The sequence below is a fragment of the Kitasatospora sp. NPDC058063 genome, from assembly GCF_042885395.1.
Classification (GTDB): Bacteria; Actinomycetota; Actinomycetes; order Streptomycetales; family Streptomycetaceae; genus Kitasatospora; species Kitasatospora lactacystinica.
Window position 1 is genome coordinate 129,497 of sequence record NZ_JBHVSD010000004.1, and the last position, 19,676, is coordinate 149,172.

Here is a 19,676-nt window from a genome sequence, read left to right on the forward strand (position 1 = left end):
CATGGCAGGCAGGACCGGACTTTGGCTGGTCGGCGGCAGGGGGTCGGTGGCCACCACGGCCGTCTGCGGCCTCGCCGCGTTGCGGGCCGGGCTCGTCCCCGCGACCGGCAGCGTCAGCGAGCGGCTCGACCTCGATCCGGGCGTCTTCCCCGGCTGGTCCGAGCTGGTCACCGGCGGCCACGACCTCGTTTCCACCCCGCTGGGCAAGCGGGCCGAGGAGCTCGCCGCCGCGGGTGTGCTGCCCGGCCGGCTCCCGTCGGCGGTCGCCGAGGAACTCGCGGCCGCCGACCGGGAGATCCGCCGCGGCCACGACCCGGACGACGACGCCCCGGCCACCCAGGCCGAGGCCGCGGACCGGCTCGCCGCCGACCTCGCGGACTTCCGGCGCTCCCACGGCCTGGAGCGGGTCGTGGTGGTCAACGTCTCCTCCACCGAGCCCCCGCTCCGGGCGCTGCCCGAACACGCCGACCTGGCCGCCCTCGACCGCGCCCTCGCCCAGGAGGGGCGCCGGGTGCTCGGCCCGGCCGCCCTCTCCGCGTACGCGGCGTTCTCGGCCGGCTGCCCGTACGTCGACTTCACCCCGTCGCCCGGTCTGCGCATCCCGGCGGTCACCCAACTGGCCGACCGGCACGGCCTGCCGTACGCGGGCTGCGACGGCAAGACCGGCGAGACCCTGCTGCGCAGCGTGCTGGCACCGATGTTCCTCGCCCGCGGGCTGCGGGTGCGGTCCTGGTCGGGGACCAACCTGCTCGGCGGCGGGGACGGCGCCAACCTCGGGGTGGCGGGCCGCGCGCAGGGCAAGCTGGAGTCCAAGACCCGCGGGCTGGCCGCGCTGCTCGGCGGGGAGGTCACCGCCCCGCTGCACATCGACCACGTCCCCGACCTCGGCGAACGCAAGGTCGCCTGGGACCACGTCTCCTTCGAGGGCTTCCTCGGCACCTCGATGAGCCTGCAACTGAGCTGGGACGGCTACGACTCGGCGCTCGCCGCGCCGCTGGTCCTCGACCTCGCCCGGCTGGTGGCCGGTGCGCACGCGGCCGGGGAGTCCGGGCCGCTCGGCGCACTGGCCTTCTTCTTCAAGGACCCGCTCGGCAGCGACGAGCACCGGCTCGCCCAGCAGGAACAGGACCTGGTGTCCTGGGTGCGGCGGATCGAGGTGGCCCGATGAGGGCCGCCCTGCGTCCGTGGCTCGACCTGGTCCGGGCACCGGCGGCGCTCACCGTCCTCGGGGACACCGTGGCCGGCGCGGTCGCGGCGGGCCGTCCGCTGCGCGGCCGACGGCTGGCCCTGCCGCTCGCCTCCGTCGCCCTGTACTGGTCGGGGATGGCGCTGAACGACTGGGCGGACCGGGCGGTCGACGCGCTGGAGCGCCCCGAGCGCCCCGTCCCGTCCGGTCGGATCGCGCCCGGGGCCGCGCTCGCCGCGGCGGCCGGGCTCGGCGCCACCGGACTGGCCCTGGCCGGTCTCGCGGGCGGGTCCGACGCGCTGCGGATCGCCGTGCCGCTCACCGCCGCGGTGTGGGCGTACGACACCGTGCTGAAGCCGACCCCCGCCGCCCCGCTGGGCATGGCGGCCTGCCGCGGCCTGGACGTCCTGCTCGGCGCCGGATCCGGGCACTGGCGGGCGGCCGGCGTCCCGGCGCTGGCGCTGGCCACCCACACCCTGGGCGTGACCGCGCTGTCCCGCGGCGAGGTCCACGGCGGCCGCTCCGCCGACGCCCGGCTGGCGGTGGCCGCCACCGCGGTCACCGCCCTGCTGACCGGCACGGGCCGGGCCGCCTCGGCCCGGCACCGCACGGCCGGGGCGCTGTGCGCACTGGGGTACGCGGCCGCCACCGGCCCCGCCCAGCTCGCCGCCGGCCCGGTGCGGTCCACCGGACCGACCGCGGACGGCACCGCGGGCGGCACGGCGGCGGCGGTCCGGACCGCGACCGTGGCCGGGATCCACGGCATGGTGCCGCTGCAGGCCGGGCTGGCCGCACGGCTGGGCTCGCTGCCGGCCGCCGCGCTGGTGCTGGGCGCCCTCCCGCTGGCCCGCCGGCTGTCCGCCCGCAGGAGCCCGACGTGAGCGCGATCGCCGTCGGGTACGGCACCAACGGCTTCGCCAACCACCGGCTCGCCGACGCGGTCCGGGTCATCGCCGACCTGGGCTACACCTCGGTCGCCCTCACCCTCGACCACCACCACCTCGATCCCTTCGGCCCGGACCTGGCCCGGGAGACCGACCGGCTGGCCGCGCTGCTCTCCGCCGCGGGCCTGCGCTGCGTGGTCGAGACCGGCGCGCGCTTCCTGCTCGACCCGTACCGCAAGCACCACCCCACGCTGGTGTCCGGGGACGCCGCGCCGAGGATCGACTTCCTGCTCCGCGCCGTCCGGATCGCCGAGTCGCTCGGCGCCGACTGCGTGTCCTTCTGGTCCGGCGTGAGCGAGCCCGGGGTGGACGGACGGACCAACCGCGCACGGCTGGTCCGGCACCTCGGCCCGGTCCTGGCCGAGGCAGGGCGCCGGGCGGTGCGGCTCGGCCTGGAGCCCGAACCCGGCATGGTCGTCCAGCACCTCGACCAGGCCCTCGACCTGCGCCGCGAGCTCGGCGAGCCCGATGCCCTCGGCATCACCCTCGACGTCGGGCACTGCGTGGCCGTGGAGCCGGTGGACGCCGCGCAGTGCGTCCGGCGCGCGGCCGGGCTGCTGGTCAACGTCCAGCTGGACGACATGCTTCCGGGTGTCCACGAGCACCTGGAGTTCGGAGCGGGGCGACTCGATCTCGCCGCGACGCTGGCCGCCCTCGACGGGATCGGCTACAGCGGCGTCGCGGCGGTCGAACTGCCCCGGCACAGCCATGCCGCACCGACCACCGCGCGAACGGCCCTGGCGGCGATACGCCGGGCCCAGGAGACCGTTTCCGTTCCGCCGGCGCACACGGGTGCACCGGCGTCGTCCACGATCGGAGACCGCCCATCATGACCGAGACCGAGAAACACCGCTGGATCGAAACCAGCGTCTACGGCGGGAGCCGGCCGGCCCCGCCGCCGTACCGGCACCCGCAGGACGACTGGCTGACCTGCGCCGAGCGCCGGGTCCGCGAGTGGCCCGGCACGATCCACCAGGAGTTCCCGCTGGCCGGCCGGATGGTCGGGCGCGGGCCGGTGCAGCCCAACTCCGACCCCCAGGGACTGGTGCACGGCACGGTCGACGACCGGGCCCGGGCCCGGCTGCTCGCGGTGCTGGCCGGGTCCCTGCCCGGGGCGGTCCTGGCGGCCGAGGTCGAGAAGCTCTACCGGCACGGCGACGCCGCCGAGCGGCGCGGGGTGCTGCGCGCGCTGCCGGACCTGCCGGACGGCGTACGCCGGCTCGGCCTGGAGCTGGTCGCCGACGGCCTGCGCACTAACGACCCGCGCCTCGTCGCGGCGGCGATGGGCCCCTTCGCGGCCCGGCACCTGGAGCAGGACCAGTGGCGCCACGGCGTGCTGAAGTGCCTGTTCACCGAGGTGCCGCTGGGCGCCGTGGCGGACCTGGTCACCCGCACCGACGCCGAACTGCTGCGGATGGCCCGCGACCTGGCCGAGGAACGGCGGGCGGCCGGCCGGGAGATCGGCTCCGACCTGCGCGTGCTGCTCGGCATGAGCGTCCTGCTGGCCCTCGTCCCCCCGCGACCGCAGGAGGCCCGGTCATGAGGATCTTCGACCCGCACATCCACATGACCTCGCGCACCACCGACGACTACCGGGCCATGCGGGCGGCCGGTGTCCGGGCCGTCGTCGAGCCGGCCTTCTGGCTCGGCCAGCCCCGTACCAACCCGGGGTCCTTCACCGACTACTTCGACGGCCTGCTCGGCTGGGAGCGGTTCCGGGCCTCCCGGTTCGGGATCAGCCACAACTGCGCGCTCGCCCTGAACCCCAAGGAGGCCAACGACCCCCGCTGCGTCGAGGTGCTGGACGTCCTGCCGCGCTACCTCGGCAAGGACGGCGTGGTCGCGGTCGGCGAGATCGGCTACGACTCGATGACCAGGGCCGAGGACGAGGCGTTCGCCCGTCAGCTGGAGCTGGCCGTCGACCACGGACTGCCGGTCCTGGTCCACACCCCGCACCGGGACAAGCACGCCGGTACCCGCCGCACCCTGGACGTGGTCCGCGAGTCCGGCATCGCCCCGGGCTCCGTCCTGGTGGACCACCTCAACGAGGTCACGGTGGCGACGGTCGCCGACTCCGGCTGCTGGATGGGCTTCTCGATCTACCCGGACACCAAGATGGACGAGCACCGGATGGTCGCCGTCCTGAAGGAGTACGGCACCCACCGGATCCTCGTCAACTCGGCCGCCGACTGGGGGAATTCGGACCCCCTCAAGACGCAGAAGGTGGGCCGGGCGATGCTGGCGGCCGGCTTCACCGCGGCGGACGTGGACACCGTGCTCTGGCACAACCCCGTCGAGTTCTACGGCCGCAGCGGGCGGCTGGTCCTCGACGAGGGAATCCGGGACGACGCCGACGGCGCCTCCTTCGCGGGCAACTCGGTGCTCCGGGGCGGATCGTGAACCGGCTCTGCTACTCCACCAACGTCCACCCGGCCGAGGACCTGCCCGGCATCCTGCGGCAGCTCGACACCTGCGCCGGTCCGATCCGCGAACGCACCGGCTTCGACCGGCTCGGGCTGGGCCTGTGGCTGGCCGCCGACGTCGCGTCCGCACTGGCAGCCGACCCGTCCCTGCTCCGCCGGCTGCGGGCCGAACTGGACGCCCGGGACCTGTCCGTGCTCGCCCTGAACGCCTTCCCCTACGGCGGCTTCCACCAGCGGGTGGTCAAGCACGCGGTGTACCGGCCGGACTGGACCGAACCCGCCCGCGCCGCCTACACCGCCGACTGCGCCACCGTGCTGGCCGGCCTGCTGCCCGACGACGCCGAGGGCGGCAGCATCTCCACGCTGCCGCTGGCCTGGCGCAGTCCGTGGTCCCCCGCCGCGGACCGGGCCGCCGAGCAGGCGCTGCGCCGGACGGCGGCGGCGCTGCGCACCGTCTCGGCGCGGGCGGGCCGGCCGATCCGGCTCGCCGTCGAGCCGGAACCGGGCTGCGTGCTGGACACCGTCGAGGACGCCGTCGGCTGGCTCGCCACCCGCGCGGACCTCGAATTCGTCGGCCTCTGCCTCGACACCTGCCACCTGGCGGTCTCCTTCGCCGACCCGGAGCGGACGGTGGCCGCCGTCGAACGGGCCGGCCTGCGCGTGGTCAGGATCCAGGCCTCGGCCGCCCTCCACGTGGACGACCCGAACGACCCGGCGGCCCGCCGGCTGCTCGCCGACTACGCCGAACCCCGCTACCTCCACCAGGTGCGGGAGTCCGACGGCGCCGGCCGGGTGCTCGCGGCCGACGACCTGCCGGAGGCGCTGGACCGGCTGCCCGGCCGGTGGCCCTGGCGGGTGCACTTCCACGTGCCGCTGCACGCCGCGCCCCCCGCGCCGCTGCGCGCCACCACCGATGTGCTCCGCCGGGCGGTGGCGGCCGTGCGGGAGCGGACGGTGATCGAGGTCGAGACCTACACCTGGCCGGTGCTGCCCGGGCGACCGATCGGCGCCCCGACCGGTGCCCCGACCGACGTCCCCGTGGACATCCCGGCCGGGATAGCCGCCGAACTCGTCTGGGCCGAGCGCGAACTGATCGGCGAAAGGGCGGACCGTTGAAACCCGTGGTCCTGCTGGACGTGGTCGGCCTGACCCCGCGCCTGCTGCCGTACATGCCGAACCTCACTCGGCTCGCCGGGCGCGGCGGGTCCGCCCCGCTGCGCACGGTGCTGCCCGCCGTCACCTGCAGCGTGCAGTCCACGCTGCTCACCGGCCGGCTGCCCGCCGAGCACGGCGTCGTCGGCAACGGCTGGTATTTCCGGGAGCTCGGGGAGATCCACCTCTGGCGCCAGCACAACCGGCTGGTCCGGGCGCCGAAGGTGTGGGACACCGCGCGCTCCCGGCATCCCGGCTACCGGGTCGCCAACGTCTGCTGGTGGTACGCCATGGGCGCCACCACCGACCTGCTGGTCACGCCGCGCCCGGTCTACCACGCCGACGGCCGCAAGTCGCCCGACTGCTACACCCGGCCGGCGGCGCTGCGCGACGAACTCACCGCCGAGCTGGGGCCCTTCCCGCTCTTCCAGTACTGGGGCCCGACGGCCGGGATCGCCTCCAGCCGCTGGATCGTCGCGGCGGCCCGCCGGATCCTCGCCGCCGAGCGGCCCGACCTGCTGCTGGTCTACGTCCCGCACCTGGACTACGACCTCCAGCGCTTCGGACCCGACGCGCCGCAGGCCGTGGCGGCGGCCCGGGCGGTGGACGCCGAGCTGGCGCCGCTGCTGGAGCAGGCGGAGCAGTCCGGCGCGACCGTGGTCGCGCTCGGCGAGTACGGCATCACGGCGGTGCGGCGCCCGGTGGACATCAACCGCGAACTGCGCCGGGAGGGCCTGCTGGAGGTGTACACCCAGGCCGGGATGGAGTACCTGGACCCGTGGGCCTCGCGGGCCTTCGCCGTCGCCGACCACCAGATCGCCCACGTGTACGTCCCCGACGAGGCGGACCTGCCCAGGGTGCGCGACCAGCTGCTCCGGCTGCCCGGCGTGGCCGAGGTGCTGGACCGCGCGGACCAGGCCCGCCACGGCCTCGACCACCCCCGGTCCGGCGAACTGGTGGCGGTGGCCGACCCGGACGCCTGGTTCACCTACTACTACTGGCTGGACGACGCGCGGGCCCCCGACTTCGCGCGGTCCGTCGAGATCCACCGCAAGCCCGGCTACGACCCGGCCGAGCTGTTCTTCGACCCGGCGGACCCGCTGGCCAGGGCCCGGGCCGCGCTCGGCCTGGCCCGCAAGAAGCTCGGCCTGCGCCACACCATGAACGTGGTGCCGCTGGACCCCTCCTGGGTCCGCGGTTCGCACGGCCGCCTGCCGGACTCGCCCGCCGACGGCCCGGTGCTGATCTGCTCCGACCCGGCGTGGCGGCCCGTCCTCGACGCGGCGGGCGCGATCGGCGCCACCGACGTCCCCGAGCTGCTGCTGGGACTCCAGGGCCTGGGCCGCTGACGAGCGGCCGTCACCGGTCGTTCAGTGCTTCGGCCCGGGACTCCAGGTAGCGGCGCTCGGGGATGCTGCCGGTGCGCCGGGCGGCCTCCCGGAAGCTGTTCCGGGCGGCCTCCCGGTCGCCGCTCATCTCCAGCAGGTGGGCGCGGACCGCGGCGAGCCGGTGGTGCTCCGCGAGCCGGCCGTCGGCCTCCAGGGTCCCGAGCAGTTCGAGCCCGGCCGCCGGGCCGAGGGCCATCGCGCGGGCGACGGCGTGGTTGAGCGTCACCATCGGGCCGGGGGCCATCTGCTCCAGCACCTCGTACAGGGCCATGATCTGCGGCCAGTCGGTGTCCTCGGCGTGCACGGCCTCGCCGTGCACGGCCGCGATCGCCGCCTGCACCTGGTACGGCCCCGCCACCATCCGCGGGAGGGTCTCGGCTATCAGCGCCAGCCCCTCCTTGAGCGCGGACTGGTCCCAGGCCGAGCGGTTCTGTTCGGCGAGCGGGATCAGGCTGCCGTCGGGCCGGGTGCGGGCCGGCCGGCGGGCGTCGGTCAGCAGCATCAGCGCCAGCAGGCCCGCCGCCTCGCCCTCCCCGGGCAGCAGCCGGTGCAGCTCGCGGGTGAGGCGGATGGCCTCGCGGGCGAGTTCGGGCTGCTGGAGGTCGGGGCCGCTGGTGGTGGTGTAGCCCTCGTTGAAGATCAGGTAGAGCACCTGGAGCACGACCCCCAGCCGTTCCTGGCGCTCGCTCTGCGGGGGCATCCGGAACGACGACCCGGTGGCCTTGATCCGCTGCTTGGCCCGGCTGATCCGCTGGGCCATGGTCGCCTCGGGGACCAGGAAGGCGTGCGCGATCTGCGCGGTGGTCAGGCCGCCGACGGCCCGGAGGGTGAGCGCGACCTGCGAGCCGGGGGTGAGCGAGGGGTGGCAGCACAGGAACAGCAGGGTGAGCACGTCGTCCTGCTCGGCCGCCTTGGGTTCCTCGCCCGGCCCGGGCGTCACGGTCTCGTCGGCCGGGGTGAGCGCGGCGACGGTGGCCTCGCGGCGCTGGCGGGCCTGCTCGCTGCGCAGCCCGTCGATCACCCGGCGGGCGGCCACGGTGATCAGCCAGGCCCGGGGGTTGCCGGGGACCCCCTGTTCGGGCCACTGGACGGCGGCTGCCAGCAGGGCGTCCTGGACGGCGTCCTCGCAGGCGTCGAAGTGCCCGTAGCGGCGGACGACCGCGCCGAGGACCTGCGGTGCGAGCGATCGGAGCAGGTCCTCGACCCGGACGTCGTGGTTCATCGGCTCAGCTCTCCGTATCGGCTTCGAAGACGACCTGACGGACCTCGATGCCGGTGTAGCGGGCGTCGGGGATCAGGCCGGCCAGTTCGATCGCGCGTTCCTTGGACGCACAGTCGACCAGGTAGTAGCCGGCCAGGAACTCCTTGGCGGCCAGGTAGGGGCCGTCGGTGACGGCCGGGCGGCCTTCGCGGACCCGGACCGTGGCGCTGCCGGACGGATCGGCGAGGGCCTGGGTCATCACCATCTCACCGGAGTCGAGGATCTTCTGCTCGAACGTGGCGTGTCCGGAGAAGACCTCGTTGCGTTCCCGCTCCGACAGGCCGTCCCAGACGACCGGGTTCATGTGGATCAACAGCATGTACTTCATCTCATCATTCCTTGGTCCCTCGCGCGGCGGGTCGATCTCTGCACCTGAGACGTCGCCGCGGGCGGCCCGCACTCGACATCCAAGCCGAGATCGCGTCCCTCCGCCCGAGTTTCCGCCGGAGATGTCGAGACCGTACCGGCTGGTCCGACGTACCGGGTGTGACGGCACCCGCGGACGCCGAGTGCCCCGAAAATCCGGAAGGACCCCCTGATGAGTGACACCACATCCCCCGGCGAGCCCGCGCCCCGGGCCGGACGGCGGGAATGGATCGGGCTGGCCGTCCTCGCCATGCCCGCCCTGCTGGTCTCGATCGACGTCTTCGTGATGCTGCTGGCCCTGCCCAGCCTGTCGGACTCCCTCCACGCCAGCGGCGTGCAACAGCTGTGGATCACCGACATCTACCCGTTCATGCTCGCCGGCCTGCTCGTCACCATGGGGTCGCTCGGCGACCGCATCGGACGGCGCCGGCTCCTGCTGATCGGCGCCGGCGCGTTCGGCCTCGCCTCCATCGCCTCCGCGTACGCCGTCAACCCCACCATGCTGATCGCGGCGCGCGCCCTGCTCGGCATCGCCGGCGCCACCCTCGCGCCCGGCACGCTCTCCCTGATCACCACCATGTTCCAGGACCCCAAGCAGCGCGGTGCCGCCTTCGGCATCTGGGGCGCGTGCTTCTCGGCCGGCGCCGTCATCGGCCCGATCATCGGCGGCGTCCTGCTCGCCCACTTCTGGTGGGGCTCGGCCTTCCTGATCGGCGTCCCGCCGATGGTGCTGCTGCTCGTGCTGGGCCCGGTGTTCCTGCCCGAGTTCCGCAACCCCGACGCCGGACGCCTGGACCTGATCAGCGTGCTGGAGTCCATGGCGGCCGTCCTCCTCGCCATCTGGGGGCTCAAGGAGATCGCCAGGGACGGCTGGCAGGCGCTGCCGATCGCGGCCGTGCTGGTCGGCATCGGCTTCGGCATCCTCTTCGCCCACCGCCAGCGCCGGCTGCCGAACCCGCTGCTCGACCTGAGCCTGTTCGGCCACCGCACCTTCTCGGCGGCACTGGTCAGCCTGTTCCTCGGCACCTTGCTCACCGGCGCGGTGATGTTCTTCGTCACCCAGACGCTGCAGCTGATGTACGGCCGTGACCCGCTCCACGCGGGTCTGTGGATGCTGCCGGCGATCATCGCCAACACGATCGGCTTCACCCTCTCCCCCAAGCTCGGTCAGCGCTACCGCCCCGCGTACCTCATCGGCGGCGGGCTGCTCCTCGCGACGGTCGGCATGCTGGTGATGACCAGGGCGGAGCCCGGATCGAGCCCGGCCGTCCTGATCACCGGCTTCGCCATCGTCTTCCTCGGCTCCGGCCCGATGGTCACCCTTGGCATGGGCCTGGTCATGGGCTCCGTGCCGATGGAGAAGGCCGGCTCCGCGGCCGCGCTCAACGAGACCAGCGGCCAGCTCGGCTTCGCCGTCGGCATCGCCGCCCTCGGCAGCATCGGCGCCGCCGTCTACCGCGGCGCGCTCAGCCTGCCCGACGGCCTGCCGGCCGACGCGGTCACGGCGGCCAAGGACTCCCTCGCCGGCGCGCAGGAGGCCGCCGGATCCCTGTCCGGCCAACTCGCCGACGCCCTCCTCACCCCCGCCCGGGCCGCCTTCGCGGACGAACTCCACACGGTGGTCACCATCTCCGGCACCCTGCTGGTCGCCACCGCCGTCCTGGTCGTCGCCCTGCTCCGGCACATGCCGCCCACGGGCCAGCAGGGGGCCGGCGCCGCCCCCGAGCCCAGCGAGGACTCCGTCCCCGCGGCCGGCTGACCGCGCCCGGCCCGCCCGCCCGGTCCGCGCGGGGCGGTCACCCGGACGGCCCACGATGCCCGTGCCCCCGACTCCACGACGGTCGTTGGGGGCACGGGCATCCGGCTGTACGGGTGGCCCGCAGCACCCACGAGGAAAGGTGTGGAGGGCATGACGCAACTGGTGACGGTGCAGTGCTTCAACGTGTCACGGGACGGGTTCGGCACCGGTGAGGGGCAGTCCCTCGAACGGCCCTTCGGCCACGCGGACCCGGCCGCCCTCTTCTCCTGGGCCGGTGCCACCGCGAGTTGGGTGAACCGCACCGACCCCGGCGGCACCCGCGGCCTGGACGACTACCTGACCCGCGACCACGCCCGCCCGCCCGGCGCGGTGATCATGGGACGCAACAAGTTCGGCCCCCAGCGCGGGCCTTGGCAGAACCACGAGTGGAAGGGCTGGTGGGGGGCCGAGCCGCCGTTCCACGCGCCGGTCTTCGTGCTCACCCACCACGCGCGCCCGTCCTTCACCCTGGCCGACACCACCTTCCACTTCATCGAGGCGAAGCCGGCCGAGGCCCTGGAGCAGGCGAGGGAGGCCGCCGGGGACGGGGACGTGCGCATCACCGGCGGTGTCAGCACCGTCCGCGAGTTCCTCCACGCCGACCTGGTCGACCGGATGCACTTCGCCGTCGCACCGGTCGACCTCGGCCGGGGGGAACGGCTCTGGAGGAGCCACACCGACCTGCTCGACCGCTTCCACCTCGACGCGGTGCCCAGCCCGAGCGGGGTCACCCACCTGCTGTTCTGGAGGCGGTGAGCACCGGCCGTCCCGGGGAAGGAACGAGGCCGGCGCGGGACCCGAAGGTCCCGCGCCGGCCTCGTCGACAACCGGTCAGGCGGCCAGGCCATCACTGAACACGATCGGCCGGACCTCGATGCCGAGGCCCTCCACCGCGGCGTCCGGGATCATCGCGGCGATCTCGTGCGCACGCTCCTGGTCCTTGACCTCGATGATGTAGACACCACCCACGTACTCCTTGGCCTCGGCGTACGGGCCGTCCGTCACCGCGGGAACGCCGCCACGGACGCGCACCACGGAGCTCTGCTCGGTGCCGGCCAGCGCCAGGGTCCCGACGAACTCGCCGGTCTCCTTGATCTTCTCCATGAACCCGCCGTGGCCCTGGAAGACGGCGTTGCGCTCCTCCTCCGACAGTGCGTCCAGGACCTCGGCGTTCGGGTACATCATGATCAGGTACTTCATGGTTCCGCTCCCTGCGACGTGAGGCGCTCGCTGCGCCCCCTCCACTTCTTGGTCGGCGCCGACGCGCCGTTCTCGACATGGTCGCGAAAAACCTTTTCCCGACCCAATCGGATCGCCGACGTCCGCTTCACGGTGCCGGTACGCCGAAGGCGGAGGGCGGCACCGGGCGACGGGCGGCGCGCAGGACCCGCAGCAGGGTGCGGGGGCGCATCAGGGACTGCGGGGAGGCCACGAGTCCGGCGATCCGCACCAGCGCGTCGGTCACCCGGGGGTCGTGCACCGCCGCCCGCTGCGCCAGCGCGGCGTACCGGTTGACCAGGGCGGTCTGGAGGTTCCGCTTGCCCTTGACGCCCCGGTAGCCCAGGTCGGTCACCGCGGCGAACGACCACGGGGAGCGGATCTCGCGGGCGATGTCCCGGAAGTACGCCTGGGGCCTGGGCAGCCGCCGCCCGGCGGCGTGCCGGCGCAGCACCAGCGCCTGCAGGGCGGCCGAGGTCATGCCCTGGGCGTAGGCGGGGTTGAAGCTGCAGATCGCGTCGCCCATCACCAGCAGTCCGGCCGGAAAGCGCTCCAGCCGGTGGAAGTCCCGGCGGACGCTGGCCGGAAAACGGAAGCGCAGCGGTTCGTCCAGGGGTTCGGCGTCGCGGATCGCCTCGTAGATCTCGGGGACGGGCAGCGACCGGACGAAGGCGTGGAACCCTTCCGGGTCGGTGGGCGGGTGGTCGCCCAGGAGCCCGGTCACCGACAGCTCCACCTGGTTGTCGTCGCCGGGCACCCGGTAGAAGAACGCTCCGCGCGGGTGCGAGGGCGTGGCGGCCGGGATGATGGCGATGTCACTGTCGAACGGGTCCTTCTCCAGGCGGTAGTGGCGGGTGGTGTACGCCAGGTCGATCTCGATCCGCTCCTCCGGCGGCGCCTGGTACCCGAGGTCGGCCAGCCACCGCGGGGTCCGCGAGCCGCGGCCGGTGGTGTCGACGACCAGGTGCGCGGAGAGCGTCTGTTCCTCGGCCCCGGGGGTGCGTGCCTGCACCCTGACCCCGGTGACCCGGTGTCCGGAGGCGTCCGTCACCGGGGCGACGATGTCGTGCTCCTCCAGGAACGACACCTCCGGCAGCGCCCGCACCCGCTCGCGCAGGTGGTACTCGAGCACCGGCCGGGTGGCGGGCACGGACGGCAGGCCGGTGCGGGCGGGGCTCAGCCGCAGCCCGTTGAAGTACCACTGGATGTCGTTGCTGAAGTCCCCGGGCCGCACCCCTGCGGCGATCAACTCGTCGGTGAGGCCCGGGAACAGCGACTCCATGATCTGGTGGCCGCGGGCGACCAGCCCGTGGGCGTGGTTGCCGTGCGGGACGCCGCGGCGCGGGCCGCGGACCCCGAGGATCTTGTCGCGTTCGACGATCACGACCCTCGGGTAGGACTCGGAGAGCACCCTGGCCGCCAGCAGGCCCGCAATGCTTCCGCCGAGAACCACGGCACATTCGTCGGTACGGGTGGCCATGAAGGTCCCCTCTCTCGGTTGACCGGACGGGTGGGGCGGTCAGTTCCCGGACGGCCGGAACTGGCCGGGGGTGCGGCCGTCCCCGGCCGGGCCGCGGTAGGCCTGGGCGAGGTCGAGCCAGACGTCGGCGTCCTCGCCCTCGGCCGTCAGGGCGAGGTCGTCGCGGTGCCGGCGCCGGGTCACCAGCAGGCAGAAGTCGGCGGCGGGGCCGCTGACGCGCTGCTCCGCGTCGGCGGGGCCGAACTCCCAGCGGGCTCCCGACGGGGCGGTGATCTCGAAGCGGAACTCGGTGTCGGGCGCCGTGAGCCCACGCGCCTGGTAGCCGAAGTCCCAGGTGCGGACCGCGAATTCGACCAGGTAGCGGAGCCGGTCGGTGTACTCGCGCTGCACTCCGAAGGTGTCGGCGATGTCCTGGCCGTGGCCGAAGAGCTCCATCATCCCGGCGGCGGCCAGCACGGGCGCGGGCAGCGGGCGGACCAGCCACGGCACCGGCCGGCCGGCCGGGACGGCCGCGAGGGCCTGCTCGGCGGTCCGGCGCTCGGCGTTCCAGCGCTCCAGCAGGAGCTTCGGCGTGCCGGACGCCAGGTAGGGCTTGAGGGACTGCTGCACCGCACCGTCGAAGTCCTGCCCGACGCCCGCGACCATCGCCTTGAACGCCTCGGGGTCGCCCGCGGCCGTTCCGGCCAGCTTGAAGGTGGCCGCGAGGTGGGCGATCTGGTGGGCGACGGTCCAGCCGGGCGCCGGCGTGGGCCGCGTCCAGTCGGCGTCCGCCAGGTTCGCCACCAGGGCTTCGACGGCGTCGCCGTCCGCCGCCAGTGCGGCTATCACGTCCTGCGAGTCGGCCATGCCTGTTCCTTCCGTCGGGGGGATCCGGGATGCCGACGCCTTCTCAACGCGCGCTGTGGGGCGTCGGATCGGGGGCCAGCCCAGTATCGGCCGGGCGGAGATCGGCGGGCTTCTCTGCTCGTGCTGTGCGCCCGGCCCGCTCTCCGCGGCGCTCCCGTGCCCCCGTGCGTCCGGCCCCGCGACGGAGCACGGCAGGCCGGCCGGCCGACGGGTTCGTCGGTCGGCCGGCCTGCCGTGCTCACGCTCGGTCGGTCGGTTCGGTCGGTCAGGCGGACGGTCGGTTCAGTCGGTCACCGGCTCCAGGCCGACCAGGGCGAGCCGGTGCCGGCGGCTGATGTACCAGGCGGCCGCGCCGCACAGCAGGGCGAGGACGGAGACCGCCGTCAGGACGGCGGAGGGCGAGGACACCAGGCTCGCCAGCAGCAGCGGCCCCATCAGGCCGCCCAGCCGGTTGAACAGGGAGACCCATCCGGTGGTCCGGCCGCGCCGTTCCGGCTCCGCCAGGTCGGCCGCGATCGGGAGGAAGATCGCGGCCATCGAGTTCACCGAGAACAGGGCCGCCACCAGCGCGCCCGCGGCGATCCAGCCCACCTCGGCCACCGCGCCGCTGGCCGTGAGCGCCAGCAGCAGCACCGCGGTGACGGTGGCCAGGCCCGCCGCCATGGAGGTCGGGCCGAAGCGGCGGTAGCCCAGCATCAGCAGCAGGGCGCACGGGATCATCACGACCGCCGCGACGGTGAGCATCAGGTTCGCGGTGTGCACCGGAACGCCGCCGATCCGGGCCAGGCTCGGCACCCAGGTGGTGAGGCCGAAGGTGAGCAGTCCGATGAGGGTGGCGAAGGCGCGCTGCAGGCCGTTGGTGAGGGCCCGTGAGGACCTGGGCAGGTGCTGGACGACCGGTGCGCCCGCGGCCGCCGGGGCGGGGGCCGAGGTGCGGTTGGGGACGAAGGGGGTGAGGAGGGCCAGCGCGGCACCGGTGGGGGCGCCGATCAGCCACAGGATCCGCCAGCCGAACACCGGTTCCAGCCACAGCGCCGAGCCGGCGGCGACCAGGTAGCCGACCGCGGTGGCGACGACGGAGAGCGCCACCACCACCGATCCGCGGACCTTTCCGCCGGCGGTCTCGGTGAGCAGGGTGATCAGCAGCGGGGCGAGGCCGCCGACCGCCACGCCCATCAGGCCGCACATCAGCAGGTTTCCCTCGAAGGTGGGCATGGAGCCGCACATGCTGGTGGCGGTGAACCCGAGGGTGGCGATCAGGTAGGAGCTGCGGCGGCCGATCCGGTCGGTGAGCACGCCGAACAGCAGCGCCCCGGTCGCCGTCCCGGTCAGTCCGCAGACCGCCAGCAGGGAGGCCGAGCGGGGATCGAGCCCGTACTCGGCCCGCATGCCGGGGATGACGAAGCCCAGCGTGGAGGTCTTGCTGATGTCGATGGTGAGGGCGGCCGTACCGATGAGGAGGATCAGCAGCCGGCCGCGACGCCCGGTCCCGGAGTCGGACTCGGCGGATTTCGGCCGTCCGCGCAGGGCGGCGCCGGCCACCACGAGCAGCAGTCCGGCGAGGGCGGTGAACATCTCCGGCATCTCCGACAGGGCCATGCCGTGCAGCTTCCGCCCGCTGTCGGCCGGCATGTGGGCCATGGGCATCGCGGGGTCCATGGCGAAGGAGTGGTGGAAGGCCACTGCCGAGGAGACCAGCACGATCAGGCTGCCCAGGGAGAGGAGCACTGTGGCGCCGGTGGTCCGGCCTGGGGATGTGGTGGTGGACAAGAGCGACCTCCGTCGAGCGCTGGTGTGGTGGTCGCGCGACCGGGCGTCGACATTTCCCCTCCGGCCGTCGGCCGCCCCTGGAATGTCGCGCTGAGTGACTGGAAAGCTATGCCCGGCGCCGTGCGGGCCGCTTCTCGCATTGTGCGGGGATCGAAGGGTTGTGGGCGCGAACGTCCCTGGCATAAGGGCGTTTTGCTTGACTGAGGGAATGAGTCCGCGACGCACGGATCCCGCTGCCCGTCCGGCACTGGTGGACATCGCCGCCCGGTTGCTGGCGGAGGAAGGGCCGCAGGCGCTGTCCGCCCGCCGAATCGCGAGCGAGATCGGCACCTCCACCATGGCCCTCTACACCCACTTCAACGGAATGCGCGGGCTGGTGCGCGCCATGGTTCACGAAGGGTTCACCCGGCTCCAGTACTACTTCACCCTGGTGGAGTTCAGCGACGACCCGGTGAGCGACCTGGCGTTGCTGGGTCGTGCGTACCGGTGCAATGCGCTGGCCAACCCCCACCTGTACGCGGTGATGTTCGGGGGCTCCTCGCTGGCCGGGTTCTCGCTGGGCGAGGAGGACCGGCAATACGGCCGTTACACTCTGGCCGGCGTGGCCGAGTGCGCCGCCCGCTGCATCGAGGTGGGCCGGTTCCGCGCGGAGGATGCCGAGTTGGTGGCGCATCAGATGTGGTCCGCGGTTCACGGTCTGGTCGTCCTGGAGCTCGGTGAGTACCTGACCGAGCCCTGTGACGCCGACCGCCTGCTGGAGGCGCAGCTGGTGGGGCTGATGGTCGCGGCCGGCGACACCCTGGAGGCCGCCGTCGCCTCGGTGGCGGCCTCCGTGGAGCGGCTGTGGGAGGAGGTGGACGTGGCGGCGACCGACTCGGACTGAGGGCGGAACCGCCGCAGGTCCGCGGCGGGTTTCCGTACGGTCCCGCTCCGACGCCGGGCCGGCGCCCGACCGGCACAGCCGTCACAGGAGTTCTCCTGAATCACATCCGCCCCGTCCGCAACATTCCGGATCCCCCCTCCGATGCATCTCGCCAATTGCTTCAATAGTTCAAACACATACCGGCCGGTATTCCACCACTCGACTTTGCCAAATAAACGCTCGAGGAAGTCGTTGAACTTGTCATGTCCGCCTGCTACGGTCATCAGTCGTTATCACGGTGCCACGGTGTGTCACCGTCAGTTAACGGAAGGGAGCAGGCAAACCTCGCGCGCTCCGGTACCCAGAGGCCGCCCCCCTCGGCCGCGTTCCAGGACGCAATACCGGAGTGGAGTTTCCGTCGTCCACCGGTACTGCGAGAACCTGGAGTCATTGTGAAACCCGCAATCGAAGAAGCCGTGGCCCGAGCCATCGAGGTCATGCACGAGAACATCAGCGAAATACTGACCATAGACGATATGGCGCAAGCAGCCGTCTACAGCAAATTCCACTTCTCCCGGGAATTCCAGCGGGTGACCGGTGTCTCCCCGCGACGCTTCCTGTCCGCCATTCGCATCGAAGCCGCCAAACGTCTGCTCATCGAGACGGACCTCAGCGTGACCGAGATCAGCCACCGCGTCGGCTACAACAGCGTCGGTACCTTCAGCTCGCGGTTCGCCAGCAGCGTCGGCACGTCACCCACGATGTTCCGCCAGTTACGCGGCTTCACCACCAGCATCGAACTCGAAAGACGGCACTGGACCCGGCCGACGGATCTCGCCACCGTCCGCGGCGAGATCCGCGCCCCCGTCGCCGACGACCTCGGCCGCGTCTTCGTCGGACTCTTCCGCACCCGCATCCCGGAGGGCCGGCCGGCCGCCTGCACGGTCCTCCCCCGCCCCGGCGCCTTCCACCTCGAACACGTCCCACCCGGGACCTGGTACCTCCTCGCCCACTCCGTCCCCGCCTCCTTCGACGAGGTCCTCACCGGCGAGGTCTCCGTCGGCTCCGTCGGCCCCGTCGAGATCAGGGCGAACGTCCCGCCGAAGCCGCTCGAACTGCGTCTGCGCCCCGTGCACGCCCTCGACCCGCCCGTCCTGCTCGCGCTGCTGGACGTCCGGGCGGCGGCCCTCACCGGGAACGCCAGGCTCCCCGAGGCCGGTTGAGCCGGCCCCGGGGAGCGGGCCGCACGGCCCGGGGCGGGGGCTCCGGGCCACGGGGGAGTACGGCCGGCACGGGGAACGACGGCCGGCGCGGGAGGGGACCGGCGCGGGGCGGGCCCCTCGGGCATGACGAAGGGGCGGCGGCCGGCTCACGCCGGCCACCGCCCCTGGAGGAGGCTCAGGCCCGTCGCCGCACGGCGATGACCGCCGCACCCACCACGCACGCCACCGCGGCGGTGACGTAGGCGAGGTGGTACCCGGCGAGCTGGTCCGTGCTGGTCCCCGCGACCAGGACCATCACCGCCACACCCGCGCTGGCGCCGATCTGCTGCGTCACGACGTTCACCGCGCCGGCGACGGCGTGCTGCCGCTCCGGGACGCCGGAGAGGCCGGCGGACGTCATCGAGGGGAAGTTCAGCCCCTGGCCGATGCCGCTGACCACCAGACCGGGCATCACGTGCAGCACGTAGTTCCCGTCCTGCGGCGTGCCCAGCCACAGCCCGGTGCCCACGCCGATCAGGACGAGGCCGACGGCCATCAGCGTCCGCGGGGAGTACGTGGCCAGCAGCCGGCCGGTGGCGAAGTTGGCGGTGAGGAACACCGCCAGGGACATCGGCACCAGGGCGATGCCGGACTCGAAGGGCGAGTAGTGCAGCATCCCCTGCAGGTACAGGGGCGCGAAGAACAGCATCCCGACCGAGCCCATGTACTGGAGGAACGCGGCCAGGCTCGCCTCCCGCACCGAGCCGATCCGGAAGAGGGCGAGCGGGAGCACCGGGTCGGCGGTGCGGTGCTCGCGCACCACGAACAGCACCAGGGAGAGCACCGCGGCGCCGAGCACGATCCACGCCGTGGCGCCGCTGCTGCTCACGCCGACGACGAGCAGGGTGAGGCCGAGCGTGCCCGTGATCGCTCCGGGCAGGTCCAGCCGGCCGCGGTGCCCGACGCCGTCGGGCAGTCCGATGCGCGTCGCGCCCAGCACACCGAGACCCACCAGCACCGAGAACCACAGCACCGAACGCCAGCCGAAGAACTCGGTCAGGACGCCGCCCAGCAGCACCCCGCCGCTGAAGCTCGCGGCGCCGACGGCCGCGTACACCCCGAAGGCCCGGTTGCGCGCCGGACCGGCCGGGAACGTGTCGGTGAGCAGGGCCAGCGCGGCCGGCCCCGAGAGGGCGGCGCCGATGCCCTGGACCGCTCTCGCGCCCAGCAGCGTCACGGTGTTGGGGGCCACCGCCCCGACCAGCGCGGAGACGGTGAACAGGGCGACGCCGGCCTCGAACACCCGCCGCCGCCCGATCACGTCGGCCAGTCGGCCGCCCACCAGCAGGAAGCCGGCGAACGTGACGGCGTAGGCGGTCATCACCCACTGGAGCGTGCTCTCGTCCAGGTGGAAGCGCTCCCCCACCGAGGGCAGCGCCGCGTTGAGCACTCCGAGGCCGCTCACGTCCAGGGCCAGCGCCCCGGCCAGGACCCCGAGTGCGAGTCCCGGACGGCGGACCGGTGAGGCCGCGGCGCCGGTGGTGTCACCGGTGGTGTCAGTGGTGTCGGTCATGCGGACCTGCCGTGGAAGTCGCGGCCGGCGAGTGTCCGCCCGAGGTGGTCGCCGCGTCCGGGTAAGGGGCTGTTGGCATCGACTGACGCCCTATCAAATTTGTCAACTGCCATGCGGACAGCTTGCATTGGTCGATCGTCCGCTGTCCACTCCACCCCGCGCCCGCAGATGGAACTGAACGGTACCGTCCGAGGAGATCGAATCGGA

Annotated in this window: 18 protein-coding genes; 11 read left to right on the forward strand and 7 right to left on the reverse strand. The window is 73.5% G+C overall.

Annotated elements, in window-relative coordinates; all coding sequences use genetic code 11:
* Nucleotide 1: 1 nt before the first annotated feature.
* From ACFVUY_RS08645 to ACFVUY_RS08675, 7 genes are read left to right on the forward strand one after another with little or no spacing between them, the layout of a single operon-like run.
* Nucleotides 2–1,168 carry an inositol-3-phosphate synthase gene (locus ACFVUY_RS08645; RefSeq protein ID WP_387728357.1) on the forward strand — a complete coding sequence of 389 codons (1,167 nt, stop codon included), beginning with the start codon at nucleotides 2–4 and terminating at the stop codon, nucleotides 1,166–1,168.
* Nucleotides 1,165–2,067: an SCO3242 family prenyltransferase gene (locus ACFVUY_RS08650; protein WP_387728359.1), complete on the forward strand. Its 903-nt coding sequence runs from the start codon at nucleotides 1,165–1,167 to the stop codon at nucleotides 2,065–2,067. Before ACFVUY_RS08645 ends, ACFVUY_RS08650 begins: the two co-directional genes overlap by 4 nt.
* Nucleotides 2,064–2,963, forward strand: a complete 900-nt coding sequence (locus ACFVUY_RS08655; RefSeq protein WP_387728361.1) for a sugar phosphate isomerase/epimerase family protein — start codon at nucleotides 2,064–2,066, stop codon at nucleotides 2,961–2,963. The genes ACFVUY_RS08650 and ACFVUY_RS08655 overlap by 4 nt, the downstream gene beginning before the upstream one ends.
* Nucleotides 2,960–3,673: an EboA domain-containing protein gene (locus ACFVUY_RS08660; protein ID WP_387694972.1), complete on the forward strand. Its 714-nt coding sequence runs from the start codon at nucleotides 2,960–2,962 to the stop codon at nucleotides 3,671–3,673. The genes ACFVUY_RS08655 and ACFVUY_RS08660 overlap by 4 nt, the downstream gene beginning before the upstream one ends.
* Entirely contained in the window at nucleotides 3,670–4,530 is an 861-nt protein-coding gene (locus ACFVUY_RS08665) for a TatD family hydrolase (protein ID WP_387694973.1), read from the forward strand. The genes ACFVUY_RS08660 and ACFVUY_RS08665 overlap by 4 nt, the downstream gene beginning before the upstream one ends.
* Complete coding sequence (eboE, locus tag ACFVUY_RS08670; protein ID WP_387728363.1) at nucleotides 4,527–5,669, forward strand: metabolite traffic protein EboE; 1,143 nt, start codon at nucleotides 4,527–4,529, stop codon at nucleotides 5,667–5,669. The genes ACFVUY_RS08665 and eboE overlap by 4 nt, the downstream gene beginning before the upstream one ends.
* Nucleotides 5,666–7,054 carry an alkaline phosphatase family protein gene (locus ACFVUY_RS08675; protein WP_387728365.1) on the forward strand — a complete coding sequence of 463 codons (1,389 nt, stop codon included), beginning with the start codon at nucleotides 5,666–5,668 and terminating at the stop codon, nucleotides 7,052–7,054. Before eboE ends, ACFVUY_RS08675 begins: the two co-directional genes overlap by 4 nt.
* Before the next feature lie 10 nt (nucleotides 7,055–7,064).
* On the opposite strand, the gene ACFVUY_RS08680 is transcribed toward ACFVUY_RS08675, so the two are convergent.
* Both ACFVUY_RS08680 and ACFVUY_RS08685 read right to left on the reverse strand, forming a co-directional pair.
* Nucleotides 7,065–8,315 carry an RNA polymerase sigma factor gene (locus tag ACFVUY_RS08680; RefSeq protein WP_387728367.1) on the reverse strand — a complete coding sequence of 417 codons (1,251 nt, stop codon included), beginning with the start codon at nucleotides 8,313–8,315 and terminating at the stop codon, nucleotides 7,065–7,067.
* Between the two features lie 4 nt (nucleotides 8,316–8,319).
* Nucleotides 8,320–8,682, reverse strand: a complete 363-nt coding sequence (locus tag ACFVUY_RS08685) for a YciI family protein (protein WP_387694977.1) — start codon at nucleotides 8,680–8,682, stop codon at nucleotides 8,320–8,322.
* A 210-nt stretch (nucleotides 8,683–8,892) separates the two neighbouring features.
* Here ACFVUY_RS08685 and ACFVUY_RS08690 point away from each other — a divergent pair, with 210 nt between their 5' ends.
* Together ACFVUY_RS08690 and ACFVUY_RS08695 are read left to right on the forward strand one after the other, a co-directional pair.
* Entirely contained in the window at nucleotides 8,893–10,479 is a 1,587-nt protein-coding gene (locus tag ACFVUY_RS08690) for an MFS transporter (protein WP_387694978.1), read from the forward strand.
* Nucleotides 10,480–10,629: 150 nt separating this feature from the next.
* Nucleotides 10,630–11,274: a dihydrofolate reductase family protein gene (locus ACFVUY_RS08695; protein ID WP_387728369.1), complete on the forward strand. Its 645-nt coding sequence runs from the start codon at nucleotides 10,630–10,632 to the stop codon at nucleotides 11,272–11,274.
* 75 nt (nucleotides 11,275–11,349) lie between these two features.
* On the opposite strand, the gene ACFVUY_RS08700 is transcribed toward ACFVUY_RS08695, so the two are convergent.
* The 4 genes from ACFVUY_RS08700 to ACFVUY_RS08715 form a co-directional block, all read right to left on the reverse strand.
* Entirely contained in the window at nucleotides 11,350–11,718 is a 369-nt protein-coding gene (locus ACFVUY_RS08700) for a YciI family protein (protein ID WP_380551084.1), read from the reverse strand.
* 127 nt (nucleotides 11,719–11,845) lie between these two features.
* Nucleotides 11,846–13,216 carry an FAD-dependent oxidoreductase gene (locus tag ACFVUY_RS08705; RefSeq protein WP_387728371.1) on the reverse strand — a complete coding sequence of 457 codons (1,371 nt, stop codon included), beginning with the start codon at nucleotides 13,214–13,216 and terminating at the stop codon, nucleotides 11,846–11,848.
* Nucleotides 13,217–13,255: 39 nt separating this feature from the next.
* On the reverse strand, nucleotides 13,256–14,062 hold the full coding sequence (locus tag ACFVUY_RS08710; protein WP_387694981.1) for a TIGR03084 family metal-binding protein: 807 nt from the start codon (nucleotides 14,060–14,062) through the stop codon (nucleotides 13,256–13,258).
* Between the two features lie 282 nt (nucleotides 14,063–14,344).
* Nucleotides 14,345–15,832, reverse strand: coding sequence for an MFS transporter (locus ACFVUY_RS08715; RefSeq protein ID WP_387694982.1), 1,488 nt, complete (start codon nucleotides 15,830–15,832; stop codon nucleotides 14,345–14,347).
* A 208-nt stretch (nucleotides 15,833–16,040) separates the two neighbouring features.
* On the opposite strand from ACFVUY_RS08715, the gene ACFVUY_RS08720 reads away from it, so the two are divergent.
* Entirely contained in the window at nucleotides 16,041–16,715 is a 675-nt protein-coding gene (locus tag ACFVUY_RS08720; RefSeq protein WP_387694983.1) for a TetR/AcrR family transcriptional regulator, read from the forward strand.
* A gap of 476 nt (nucleotides 16,716–17,191) precedes the next feature.
* On the forward strand, nucleotides 17,192–17,917 hold the full coding sequence (locus ACFVUY_RS08725; RefSeq protein ID WP_387728745.1) for a helix-turn-helix transcriptional regulator: 726 nt from the start codon (nucleotides 17,192–17,194) through the stop codon (nucleotides 17,915–17,917).
* A 175-nt stretch (nucleotides 17,918–18,092) separates the two neighbouring features.
* Here ACFVUY_RS08725 and ACFVUY_RS08730 read toward each other — a convergent pair whose 3' ends face one another.
* On the reverse strand, nucleotides 18,093–19,469 hold the full coding sequence (locus tag ACFVUY_RS08730; protein ID WP_387694984.1) for an MFS transporter: 1,377 nt from the start codon (nucleotides 19,467–19,469) through the stop codon (nucleotides 18,093–18,095).
* Between the last annotated feature and the right edge of the window lie 207 nt (nucleotides 19,470–19,676).

What these genes read in the sequence shown, in the direction of transcription:
- ACFVUY_RS08645 (WP_387728357.1), top strand. Translation starts at nt 2, where the DNA reads ATGGCAGGCAGGACCGGACTTTGGCTGGTCGGCGGCAGGGGGTCGGTG.
- ACFVUY_RS08650 (WP_387728359.1), top strand. Translation starts at nt 1,165, where the DNA reads ATGAGGGCCGCCCTGCGTCCGTGGCTCGACCTGGTCCGGGCACCGGCG.
- ACFVUY_RS08660 (WP_387694972.1), top strand. Translation starts at nt 2,960, where the DNA reads ATGACCGAGACCGAGAAACACCGCTGGATCGAAACCAGCGTCTACGGC.
- ACFVUY_RS08665 (WP_387694973.1), top strand. Translation starts at nt 3,670, where the DNA reads ATGAGGATCTTCGACCCGCACATCCACATGACCTCGCGCACCACCGAC.
- ACFVUY_RS08680 (WP_387728367.1), bottom strand. Translation starts at nt 8,315, where the DNA reads ATGAACCACGACGTCCGGGTCGAGGACCTGCTCCGATCGCTCGCACCG.
- ACFVUY_RS08685 (WP_387694977.1), bottom strand. Translation starts at nt 8,682, where the DNA reads ATGAAGTACATGCTGTTGATCCACATGAACCCGGTCGTCTGGGACGGC.
- ACFVUY_RS08690 (WP_387694978.1), top strand. Translation starts at nt 8,893, where the DNA reads ATGAGTGACACCACATCCCCCGGCGAGCCCGCGCCCCGGGCCGGACGG.
- ACFVUY_RS08695 (WP_387728369.1), top strand. Translation starts at nt 10,630, where the DNA reads ATGACGCAACTGGTGACGGTGCAGTGCTTCAACGTGTCACGGGACGGG.
- ACFVUY_RS08700 (WP_380551084.1), bottom strand. Translation starts at nt 11,718, where the DNA reads ATGAAGTACCTGATCATGATGTACCCGAACGCCGAGGTCCTGGACGCA.
- ACFVUY_RS08705 (WP_387728371.1), bottom strand. Translation starts at nt 13,216, where the DNA reads ATGGCCACCCGTACCGACGAATGTGCCGTGGTTCTCGGCGGAAGCATT.
- ACFVUY_RS08710 (WP_387694981.1), bottom strand. Translation starts at nt 14,062, where the DNA reads ATGGCCGACTCGCAGGACGTGATAGCCGCACTGGCGGCGGACGGCGAC.
- ACFVUY_RS08720 (WP_387694983.1), top strand. Translation starts at nt 16,041, where the DNA reads ATGAGTCCGCGACGCACGGATCCCGCTGCCCGTCCGGCACTGGTGGAC.
- ACFVUY_RS08725 (WP_387728745.1), top strand. Translation starts at nt 17,192, where the DNA reads ATGCACGAGAACATCAGCGAAATACTGACCATAGACGATATGGCGCAA.
- ACFVUY_RS08730 (WP_387694984.1), bottom strand. Translation starts at nt 19,469, where the DNA reads ATGACCGACACCACTGACACCACCGGTGACACCACCGGCGCCGCGGCC.